Source organism: Methylobacterium sp. Gmos3 (assembly GCF_056430985.1).
In genome coordinates, this window is the sequence record NZ_JBWJYL010000004.1 from 483150 (window position 1) to 493341 (window position 10192).

The 10192-nt window shown below is 69.1% G+C and carries 9 protein-coding genes; 2 read left to right on the top strand and 7 right to left on the bottom strand.

The genetic code is table 11. The features are described 5' to 3' along the window. Positions 1 to 168: 168 nt before the first annotated feature. Both ACS5Q7_RS11205 and ACS5Q7_RS11210 read left to right on the top strand, forming a co-directional pair. Positions 169 to 1803 carry a dihydroxyacetone kinase subunit DhaK gene (locus ACS5Q7_RS11205; RefSeq protein ID WP_478339375.1) on the top strand — a complete coding sequence of 545 codons (1635 nt, stop codon included), beginning with the start codon at positions 169 to 171 and terminating at the stop codon, positions 1801 to 1803. Between the two features lie 9 nt (positions 1804 to 1812). Then, the gene (locus ACS5Q7_RS11210; protein WP_478339376.1) at positions 1813 to 2763 is read left to right on the top strand and encodes a D-2-hydroxyacid dehydrogenase family protein; all 951 of its coding nucleotides are present in this window, start codon (positions 1813 to 1815) and stop codon (positions 2761 to 2763) included. A 144-nt stretch (positions 2764 to 2907) separates the two neighbouring features. On the opposite strand, the gene ACS5Q7_RS11215 is transcribed toward ACS5Q7_RS11210, so the two are convergent. The 7 genes from ACS5Q7_RS11215 to ACS5Q7_RS11245 all read right to left on the bottom strand — a co-directional run. After that, complete coding sequence (locus tag ACS5Q7_RS11215) at positions 2908 to 3972, bottom strand: ABC transporter permease (RefSeq protein ID WP_478339377.1); 1065 nt, start codon at positions 3970 to 3972, stop codon at positions 2908 to 2910. After that, the gene (locus ACS5Q7_RS11220) at positions 3969 to 4892 is read right to left on the bottom strand and encodes an ABC transporter permease (RefSeq protein WP_478339378.1); all 924 of its coding nucleotides are present in this window, start codon (positions 4890 to 4892) and stop codon (positions 3969 to 3971) included. The genes ACS5Q7_RS11215 and ACS5Q7_RS11220 overlap by 4 nt, the downstream gene beginning before the upstream one ends. Then, positions 4889 to 6481 carry a peptide ABC transporter substrate-binding protein gene (locus ACS5Q7_RS11225; protein ID WP_478339379.1) on the bottom strand — a complete coding sequence of 531 codons (1593 nt, stop codon included), beginning with the start codon at positions 6479 to 6481 and terminating at the stop codon, positions 4889 to 4891. Before ACS5Q7_RS11225 ends, ACS5Q7_RS11220 begins: the two co-directional genes overlap by 4 nt. Next, on the bottom strand, positions 6481 to 6918 hold the full coding sequence (locus ACS5Q7_RS11230) for a GlcG/HbpS family heme-binding protein (RefSeq protein WP_478339380.1): 438 nt from the start codon (positions 6916 to 6918) through the stop codon (positions 6481 to 6483). The genes ACS5Q7_RS11225 and ACS5Q7_RS11230 overlap by 1 nt, the downstream gene beginning before the upstream one ends. A 108-nt stretch (positions 6919 to 7026) precedes the next feature. Then, positions 7027 to 8778, bottom strand: a complete 1752-nt coding sequence (locus ACS5Q7_RS11235) for a tetratricopeptide repeat protein (RefSeq protein ID WP_478339381.1) — start codon at positions 8776 to 8778, stop codon at positions 7027 to 7029. A gap of 10 nt (positions 8779 to 8788) precedes the next feature. Further along, the gene (locus tag ACS5Q7_RS11240; protein ID WP_478339382.1) at positions 8789 to 9436 is read right to left on the bottom strand and encodes a DUF3540 domain-containing protein; all 648 of its coding nucleotides are present in this window, start codon (positions 9434 to 9436) and stop codon (positions 8789 to 8791) included. Beyond that, a partial coding sequence (locus tag ACS5Q7_RS11245) for a hypothetical protein (RefSeq protein ID WP_478339383.1) occupies positions 9433 to 10192 on the bottom strand: 760 nt, incomplete at its 5' end. The genes ACS5Q7_RS11240 and ACS5Q7_RS11245, both read right to left, overlap by 4 nt.

The window sequence follows — 10192 nt, forward strand, 5'->3', positions numbered from 1 at the left end:
ACCCCGCGGATTTTGTATGCGGAGCCATCGATAGCTTCGGTCGAGGTCGTGTCAACGGCCAAGACATACGATGCGCCGGGCGCCCATGGCCGTTGTCAGCCGACACGGATCGCGCCACCCTCGAATTCAGGACCGCGCGGGGTATCGCGGCCAATGGGGAGGGGTGTCATGGCGCAACTGCTCGGGCATTTCATCGAGGCGCGCGACAGCCTCGTCACCGACGCCATCGACGGGCTGCTGGCCGCGCGGGGCGGGGCGCTGGCCCGGCTCGACGGCTATCCCGACATCCGCGTCGTGGTCCGGGCCGAGCGCGATCCCAACAAGGTCGCCGTCATCTCCGGTGGCGGCTCGGGGCATGAGCCCACCCATGCCGGGTTCGTTGGAGAAGGGCTGCTCGACGCGGCGGTGTGTGGTGATGTCTTCGCCTCGCCCTCGGCGGATGCGGTGCTGGCGGGCATCCTCGCGGTGAGCGGCCCGGCGGGCTGCCTCGTGGTGGTGAAGAACTACGCGGGCGACCGGCTCAATTTCGGCCTCGCCGCCGAGCGGGCGCGGGGCCTCGGCATCGCGGTCGAGACGGTGCTGGTGGCCGACGACATCGCCCTGCCGGAGGCCAAGCAGCCGCGCGGCATCGCCGGCACATTGTTCGTCCACAAGGTGGCGGGCCATGCCGCCGCCGCCGGATTGCCCCTCGCGGAGGTCGCGGAGCGGGCGCGGAAGGCGGCGTCGGTCGCGCGGTCGCTCGGCATCGCCGTCTCCACCGCGACTATCCCCGGCTCGCACAGGGCCGAGCGCATGGCGGAGGGGCAGGCGGAACTCGGGCTCGGCATCCATGGCGAGCCGGGGGTCGAGCGCCTCGCCCTGCCGCAGGCCTCCGAACTGGCGCGGATCATGGCCGAGCGCCTTGCGCCGACGCTGCCGGCGGCTGGGCCGCTGGCGCTCTTCGTCAACAATCTCGGCGCGACGACCGCCCTCGAAATGCAGGTCCTGACCCGCGCCGTGCTCGCGACCGATCTCGGCAAGCGGGTGCGGCTGCTCCTCGGCCCGGCTCCGGCCATGACCGCGCTCGACATGCACGGCGCGTCCCTCAGCTTCCTTCCCCTCGACGGAACGATGGAAGAGGCTTTGCTCGCCCCGGTGCCCGTGCCGTCGTGGCCGGCGGCGGTGACGGTGGTGGCGCCCGCGGTGAAGCCGCTTCCCGGCGGTCTCGAAGGCGAGCGCTTCACGCCCTCGCAGGACGCCCTCGCCGCCGGGCGCATCGCGGCGGTGGCAAAGGCGCTGATCGCGGCCGAAGCCGATCTCAACGCCCTCGACGCGAAGGTCGGCGACGGCGACACCGGCACCACCTTCGCGGGCGCCGCCCGCGCCGTGCTGGCCGATCTCGACCGGCTGCCGCAAGCCGATCCGCCTGCCCTAGCCCGCGCCCTGGCCGAACGGATCGGCCGCGCGGCCGGCGGGTCGAGCGGCGTCCTTGCCTCGATCTTCTTCGCCGCCGGCGGCGCGGCCCTTGCGGACGGAGCCGGCTGGCCGGATGCCCTGGCGGAGGGCGTCGTGCGAGTGCGGGCCTATGGCGGCGCCAATCCCGGCGACCGGACCCTACTCGACGCCCTCATCCCCGCCATCGAAGCGCTGAGATCGGGCGATCTCGCCGGCGCGGCCTCGGCTGCCCGCGAGGGCGCCCGCGCCACCGCCGGCATGAGCCGCGCCGCGACCGGCAGGTCGAGCTACCTCGCGGCGGGCGATCTGCGGGGCGTCGAGGATCCCGGCGCGTCGGCCATCGCCATCGCCTTCGCCGCCCTCGCCTGAAAGCCGACGATGCCCACCTGCCTGATCCTCGACGATTACCAGAACGCCGCCCTCTCGCTTGCCGAGTGGGGGCGCCTCGACGGCATCGATGTCTCTACCGTCGCGGAGTATATCGGCGACCGGGAGGCCCTGGTGGCGCGGATCGCGGAGGCCGAAATCCTGGTGATCATGCGGGAGCGGACGCCCTTTCCGGCGGATCTGCTCGCGCGTCTGCCGAAGCTGAAGCTGCTCGTCACCAGCGGGATGCGCAACGCCTCCATCGACCTCGCGGCGGCGAAGGCACGGGGCGTGATCGTCTGCGGCACGGACTCGAGCCCGACGCCGCCCACCGAACTGACCTGGGCGCTGATCCTCGGCCTCGCCCGGCACCTGCCGGAGGAAGTCGCGAACATTCATAGCGGAGGATGGCAGACCAGCATCGGCGCCGACCTGTCCGGCGCGACGCTCGGCATCCTCGGCCTCGGCAAGATCGGCGCGCTCGTCGCGCGGGTGGGGCAGGCCTTTGGCATGAACGTGCTCGCCTGGAGCCCGAACCTCACGGCGGAGCGCGCCGAGGCGGCCGGTGCGACGCTGGCGCCGTCCAAGGAAGCCCTCTGCGAGGCCGCCGACTTCCTCACCCTGCACCTCGTGCTGAGCGAGCGCAGCCGGGGCATCGTCGGCGAGGCCGAGTTGCGGCGGATGCGGCCGAGCGCCTACCTCATCAACACATCTCGCGCCGGGCTCGTGGATCAGGCCGCCCTGCTCCGCGCGCTGGAGGAAGGCTGGATCGCGGGCGCCGGACTCGACGTGTTCGACATAGAGCCCCTGCCCTCCGACAGCCCGTTCCGCCGCCTGCCGAACGTCCTCTCCCTGCCGCATCTCGGCTACGTCTCGCGGGCAAATTACACGCGCTTCTTCACCCAGGCCGTCGAGGATATCGCGGCGTGGCAGGCCGGGGCGCCGGTGCGTCTGTTGGGATAAGCGCCCGCGCCGGTCATCACCCCCGTCTTTGCGAGCGTCAGCGAAGCAATCCAGGGTTCCGCCAACCTCGTGAGACGTCCCGCTGCCCTGGATTGCTTCACTCCGTTCGCAATGACGGGGGCGCGCGCACTGGCAGCGAGGGTGTCAGCCGGTTCGGGGGTCGAGGGCGTCGGCGAGGCCGTCGCCGAGGAGGTTCAGCGAGACCAGCGTCGCGATGAGGAAGGCGGCCGGCGCGGCGAGCATGTGCGGCGCAGCCTCGATGGCGCGGGCGCCTTCCGCGATCAGCACGCCCCAACTCGTCTGCGGCTCCTGCACGCCGAGGCCGAGGAACGACAGGAAGCTTTCCAACAGGATCACGCGCGGCACGAGGAGCGTCGCCGCGACGGCCACCGGCCCCAGCGTGTTCGGCACGATGTGCCGGAGCACGATGCCCCGCGCCGACAGGCCCAGCGCGCGGGCGGCGCGGACGAAATCGCGCTCGCGCAGGGAGAGGGTCTGCGCGCGGACGATCCGCGCCATGTCCAGCCATTCCACGGCGGCGATGGCGAGCAGCATGAGCACGAGGCTCGCCCGGAAGAACACCAGCAGCAGGATGACGAAGAACACGAAGGGCAGCGCGTAGAGCGCATCGACCGCGCGCATCATCGCGGCGTCCAACGCCCCGCCGGCATAGCCCGCCACCGCGCCGTAGCCGACGCCGATCAGCAGCGCCACCAGCGTCGCCGTGAGCCCCACCGCCAGGGAGACCCGCCCCGCCACGAGGCTGCGGGTGAGCAGGTCGCGTCCATGCACGTCGGTTCCGAGGAGGAAGCGCAGATGGCGGATCGGTACGTCGAGGACGAGTCGGCGCCCGCCCTCCTCCTCCGCCACCACCGACGGCGAGCCGAACAGGTCGGAGCGCGGCAGGTAGACGAGGCTGCGCCGGTCGATGGGCTGGTCCGCCGCCAGGGTGAGGTGCAGGCGGTCACCGTCCCGCGCGAAGGTGGCGACGCGGGCACGCATTCGGAACGCGATGCGGTCCAGGGCGGGTTTCAGATGCGCGTCGTCCGGCTGGGCCGTCAGCCCGGCGGGCAATTGGCGCAGGTCCGGGTAGAAACGGTCGGGCTCGTGGCCGGTGAAGGCGGGGCCGACGAGGCAGGCGAGCGCCAGAAGCGCCAGCACGGCGAGGGAGGCAACGGCGCTCCGCGCGCGGGGCAGCCGCCGGATCATGTTCCCGCCCGCAGGCGCGGATCGAGCCACGCGCAGGCGAGGTCGGCGGCAAGGTTCAGGACGATGACCAGCACCGCCACGAGCAGCACAACGCCCATCACCAGCGTGTAGTCGCGGTTGACGGCGCCCTCGACGAAGTAGCGCCCGATGCCCGGTAGGCCGAAGATCGTCTCCACCACCACCGAGCCTGTCAGCAGGGCGGCGGCGAGCGGCCCGAGATAGGCCACCACCGGCAGCAACGCCCCGCGCAGGGCATGGCGCGTGACGAGGACGGGCGGCAGGCCGAAGGCGCGCATGGTCCGCACCGGCTGGGTGCGCAGCACCTCCCCGAGAGATGCGCGGGTCAGGCGCGCCAGCGCCCCGATCTGTGGCAGGGCCAGGGTGAGGACGGGCAGGATGAGATGGCGCGGATCGCCCGCCTCCCATCCGCTCACCGGGAGCCAGCGCAGGGTGAGCCCGAAGGCGATCTGCAACAGGGGCGCGACGACGAAGCTCGGCAGCGACAGGGTGAGCGCGGCGCCGAGCCCGATGGCATGGTCGATCCATCCGTCCCGCCGCAGCGCCGCGATGCAGCCGAGCCCAATGCCGGGGACACAGGCGACAACGAGGGCCAGGGCGCCGAGGGTCGCCGAGACCGGCAGGCCCCGCGCGATCAGCCCGGCGACGCTCATGTCACGGAACGAGAACGACGGCCCGAGATCGCCCCGCGCCAACGCCGCGAGGTAGCTACCGAACTGCGCGATGAGCGGTCGATCCAGCCCATAGACCCTGCGCAGGTTCTCCATCGCGGCCGGCGAGAGCGGACGTTCGAGATCGAACGGCCCGCCGGGCGCGAGGCGCATCAGGAAGAAGCTCAGCGCCACTACCGCGAGCAGCGTCGGCACCCCCTGCCCCAGCCGTCGCAGGACGAGGCCGATCATGCCGTCAGCCTGAGGTAGCGGGTCGGCGCGGCGTTGCGCAGGTTCGGGTGGTAGCCCTGAAGGCGCGGCGAGATCAGCGCCTTGGTCCGGTAATGCATCAGCGGAATCCAGGGCAGCTCGCGCAGCGCGATCTCCTCGGCCCGGTACAGGAGGTCGGCCCGCCGCGCGAGGTCACGCTCGCGGGCGCCCTCCTTCAGCAGCGCGTCGTAATCCGGGTTCGACCAGCGGCCGGCGTTGAAGCCGTCATTGCCGGTCTGGAGCAGGAACAGGAAGTTCTGCGGATCGGAATAGTCGGCGATCCACGACATGCGCGCGATGTCGAAATCGCCGCCGTCGCGGAGATAGGCGAAATGCGTCTTCGCATCGGTATAGACGAAGCGCGTCACGATCCCGAGGTCGCGCCACATCTCCGCGAGCGCCACCGCCGTATTGCGGTTATTGTCGCTCATGTTGAAGCGATACTCGACCTTGAGCGGGTTGCTCTTCGGATCGAACCCGGCGGCGGTGAGGAGGGCGCGGGCCTCCTCCTCGTGGTCGATGGGCAGGCCCTTGCGTCCCGCCGTTTCCGGCGGCGTGCGGTAATGGTCTAGGCCCTCCGGGCAGAGGGAATAGGCCGGGCTCATCGTGTCGCCGAAGAGCGCCTGGGCGAGGTAGTCCCGGTCGATCACCAGGGAGAGTGCGCGGCGCACCCGAACGTCCGAGAACGGCGCCTTGCGGGTGTTGACGGCGAGCGCCGCGAGGCCCAGCGCCGGGCCGAGCACCACCTGCGGTCCGAACCGGTCCTGAAGCGCCACCATCTGGTCGCCCGGCAGGTCGGACAGGGAATCGATCTCCCCGGCGGCGTAGCGGCGCACGGCGCCCGACAGATCCGGCGTCGGCAGGAAGGCGACCCGGCGGATCGCCACCGTGGCGGCGGCGGGATGGTGCGGGTTCGCTTCCAGCAGGATGCGGTCGCCGGGCACGTTGTCGATCAGCCGGTAGGGACCGTTCGTCACGAGGTTGCCCGGCCGGGTGAAGGATTCGCCGTGCTGCGCCACCGAGGCGGCGTGGACGGGCGCCGCCGTCTGATGGGTGAGGAGTTCGAGGAAGTACGGAGTCGGCTCCTCGAGCCTGATCTCGACCGTCGCCGGGTCCGGCGCCGAGACGCCGAGAGTCTCCACGGGCTTCTCGCCGCGATTGATCGCGGCCGCGTTGGCGATGGGAAACAGCACCTCGGCGTATTTGGCGCCCGTGGCCGGATCCATGATCCGCCGGAGCGAATAGACGAAGTCCGCCGCCGTCACCGGCTCGCCGTTCGACCAGCGCCCGTCTGCATTCAGCGTGAAGCGATAGGTCGTGCCGTCCTCCGAGACGGTCCAGTCCCTCGCCGCGCCGGGCACGATGGCGCCGTGATTGTCGTAGGAGAGCAACCCGTCGCAGAGGTCGCGCAGGAGATGCGCCTCCGCGACGGTGGAGGACTTGTGCGGATCGAGGGTTTCCGGGTCGGCGTCGTTGCCGCGCCGGTAGAGGGGATCGGCCCCGGCCGCAGCGGCCGACGTGGCCGCGAGCGCGGCAGCGCCGGCCAGCCAATCCCGCCGGCGCAGGCGCATCAGGCGCCGGTCTCGGCCACGCAGCCGGCGGCCTCGATGCCGGCCACGGCGCAGATCTCGTCGTTGTCCGAGGTGTCGCCCGAGATGCCGACCGCACCGAGCAACCGCCCGTCCTTGCCACGGATCAGCACGCCGCCCGGCACGGGCACCAGCGCCGCCGGCCCGGCGATATGGCTGACCGCGGCGACGAAATAGGGCTGCGCCTCGGCGCGGGCATGGATCGCCCGCGAGCCCATGCCCAGCGCCAGCGATCCGTTGGCCTTACCGCAGGCGATCTCTGCCCGGCGCAGAGAGGTGCCGTCCTCGACCTCGACAGCTTTCAACGCGCCACGCGCATCGTACACCACCACCGCCAAGGGCTTGAGGCCGCGCTCGCGCGCCGTGCGGAGGGCCGTCGCCACGATGATGCGGGCCGCGTCGAGGGTCAGGTCGATCATCCGGCGTTCCTTCTCGGGAGATGCGTGCGCAGGACCCTTAGAGCCGGACAAGCCGCGCTGGCAAACCGCGTTTCGAAGAGAAGGTCAGGACGGCGTTGAAGTTTGCCTTCAACCGGACGATGCAGCCGCCTCGCCGATGCACGCGATCACGCCCTCCCAGTCGCCAATCCGCGTCTGCTGCGCCACGTGCAGGGTCGGAAACCACAGCGACGCGTCTTTCTCGGTGGCCCAATACCAGGGCTGATGCGTTCCCACCGCCACGGCGCCCGGCCGGCCGAGAGCGCCCGCGATCTGCATCGGCGCGAGGTCGGGCCCGATCACGAAATCCAGATTGGCGATCGCCGCGATCATGTCGGCGAACCCATGGATGTGGCAGCCAGCATCGATGGCCTCGGGCCAATCCGCGAGGCTGTGGCGATGGCGGCCGATCATCAGGCTCACCGCGCTGGCTTGGAGCGGCATGGCCCGGCGGATCTGCTCCATCGTGAGGCCAGGGGCCTCCCCGTCCCACAGCACGCCGATCCACGGGCGCGGGTGCTCGGACAACGCATGATGCCACAAAGCCGCAAAGTCGCGATCGGGCTCGAGGTATGGGACCGGCGCGCCCTCCTCCAGATACCGTAACAGCATCGGCAGGGCCAAACTCGCCTCGTCGGGGAGTGGCGGCCCCATGTCGAGATCGACCGAAAGGTGGGCGGCGAGCGGCCGGAACGGATCGGCGGCGCTGAGCTTCACTCTGCCGGTTTCGTTGGCGAGGGGCGGGAGGAACCTTGCCAGCGTGACGAATTCGCCGGCCGTCATATCCCCCGGCACGAGGATGCGGGCGCCGGGCGGGATCCCGCCTTCGATCCTGGGGAGGCGCTGCCCCAGCGCCAGGGTGATCTCGGCATCGAGCGACAGGGCGAGGGCGTGGTCCGGCTCGCGCCGCAACGCCTCCCGCAGCAGCGGCTGAGCCTGCGCCAATTGTCCGGTCTGCCGGGCCGCCGAGGCGAGGGCGACCAGCGCCTCGACCGAACCGGAATGGGCGCGGGTGAACCGGGTCAGGTCGGCCAGCGCGGCCTCCGGTTGTCCCAGGGCCATCCTGATCCGCGCGTGGATCACCCGGAGGCCGAGATGGTCGGGCGCGAAGGCCAGCACCCCGAGGCATGTATCCTCCGCCTCCTTCCAGAGGCCCGCCTCCGCTTGGCAGCGAGCGAGGTGTTCGAGGGTGTCGACATCCAGGGGATCGACGATGCGAGCCTGTTCGGCCAGGGCGAGCGCCTGGGCCGTCTCCCCGCCTCTCAAGAAGCAGGCGGACAGGCCCCGCAGGACATTCGGCTCCTTCGAGCCTCGCTCCAGCGCAATCTGGAACGACTCGGCGGCGGTCGTCCAATCTCCCTCCGCCAGTGCCAGCAGGCCAAGCAGGCCCGGGACGGTGGCCGAGCCGGGATCGAGGGCGAGCAGCCTGTCGGCGGCTTCCCGCGCCTCGCCGAAATCTCCGGCGAAAAAGCGCGCCATCGCCAGGGATTGCAGCGGCACGACGCTGTCCGGCGCCAGGGCCACGGCTCGCCGCAGGCATAGGCGGGCCTCATCGTGGCGCCCACTCGCTTGATGGGCAAGGCCGAGATTGGCGATGAGGCTGGGGTGATCGGGATTGGCGGTCGCCGCCGCGCCGAGGATTTCGCTGGCCCGGGCGAAGTCGCGTTGAGCGAGGCACAGCGCCCCGTAGGCGTTCAACGCCTCTGGGTCGGTGGGGTGCTCCTTCAGAGCCGCCTCGATGAGGGCGGCGGCCTCCCGATAACGGCCGGCAGCGGCGAACCGCTCGGTCGCGCTCAGTCGCTCACGATGCAGGGCCGTGGCGGGCCTGGACGCTTCGCTCATATCCGCGGCCTCAGCCCATCGTGATGCGCTTGCCGTCCATGCGAAGATCGTCCGCGACGGCGACGACCTTGCTCTGGGCGGTCTCGCTGGCGACGCCCGTCACCGTCACCACGCGGGTCTCCGCACGCACCGAATCGATGCCTTCGATGATGGCGGTGCGTTCCCCGACCTTCTCCACGAGCGTCTCGGCGCTGGTCTCGTGGCTGCGGGCCGAGAGGCGGAAGCGGTCCACCACACCGGTCAGGACCTTGCCGAGCCACGTCGTCGTCTCGGCGACGAGGGCGAGGCTGCGGCCATGCAGGTCCAGCCGGTCGCCGCTGAGCAGGAGACGTCGCCGCCCGGTCAGGGTGAGGCTCTCGCCCTCGATCGCGAGGGCACCGCCGCCGGGCATAGAAAGTGTGGCGGCATGATTGCTGAAGCGCCGCAGTACCTGGATGATGTACTGGTCTTCGCCATCGTGGAATACCAATACGATATCCCCGGCTTGCGGGCGAAGTACACAACCCGCCGCGATCTGGACCGGTGAAATGCGATCACCCGCTGCGATTTCGGCCCAGTTTCCACCTTCGCCAATCTCCAGCACGACCGCACTGGCATAGGGCCGTTGAATTTCTTCCGTGATAGCGGGAGAAGGGCACCTTTGGACGAGCATGGTCATTGGAACAATGTCAGGTTGGAAGATATGAGATTCGCCACAGTCACTTGCTTGGCCGTCAGTTCATCGTACTTCGTTGTCATTTCTGTTTTCGCTGATTTCAACTCACTATCCTCTGCGCTCGCTAATTCTTTTTTATAATCAATGTCGCAGATCGTTGCGTTCATCCGAAATATTTTTTCATCCGTTCCATTTACAATACTTGAAGAATTGCCCTCAATCAATTTGAAGTCGCCAAGTGTCATTTTTTTATCAAATCCAATGACGTTCTTTCGAGAATCGCCGACTACGGTCTTCGAATCTGCGCCAAATACAGCATCTATCTTCCGTCCGAACGTAGTCGTTGAGAGGACGCCAAAGGTGACACTTTTTTCGGCCGCCATCGCGATGCTCATTCGACCTGACGCTTTGAACACCACTTCGATGCCGACAAAGACTGTCACTGATCCTGACATTTTTACTGAGGATTCAAGTCCAACGAGCAAGGCAGCTTTTGCACCGATGAAATAATCAAATGTCGTTCCAATTTTTTTGCTTGTCGAATTTCCTGATACGTGCAGATTGCTATGGCCTTTGACTTTAAGTTCGAAGTTTCCCTCCGAATTAAGTTCTATATTTGCCCGTTTGCCCGGTGAGTGATCGGCCCCCACGAGGTGGTCCAAGATCAAAGTTAGTGCGCGGTAGGCCGCGCCACCATGGGTAGCTTGGCCAGCGGATTTGGTCGGGCGAGCGCAGCCGGCCAAGCGGTGAAGGCTGGCA

Coding starts and splice junctions, on each gene's coding strand:
- ACS5Q7_RS11205 (WP_478339375.1), top strand. CDS start 169: ATGGCGCAACTGCTCGGGCATTTCATCGAGGCGCGCGACAGCCTCGTC.
- ACS5Q7_RS11210 (WP_478339376.1), top strand. CDS start 1,813: ATGCCCACCTGCCTGATCCTCGACGATTACCAGAACGCCGCCCTCTCG.
- ACS5Q7_RS11215 (WP_478339377.1), bottom strand. CDS start 3,972: ATGATCCGGCGGCTGCCCCGCGCGCGGAGCGCCGTTGCCTCCCTCGCC.
- ACS5Q7_RS11220 (WP_478339378.1), bottom strand. CDS start 4,892: ATGATCGGCCTCGTCCTGCGACGGCTGGGGCAGGGGGTGCCGACGCTG.
- ACS5Q7_RS11225 (WP_478339379.1), bottom strand. CDS start 6,481: ATGCGCCTGCGCCGGCGGGATTGGCTGGCCGGCGCTGCCGCGCTCGCG.
- ACS5Q7_RS11230 (WP_478339380.1), bottom strand. CDS start 6,918: ATGATCGACCTGACCCTCGACGCGGCCCGCATCATCGTGGCGACGGCC.
- ACS5Q7_RS11235 (WP_478339381.1), bottom strand. CDS start 8,778: ATGAGCGAAGCGTCCAGGCCCGCCACGGCCCTGCATCGTGAGCGACTG.
- ACS5Q7_RS11240 (WP_478339382.1), bottom strand. CDS start 9,436: ATGACCATGCTCGTCCAAAGGTGCCCTTCTCCCGCTATCACGGAAGAA.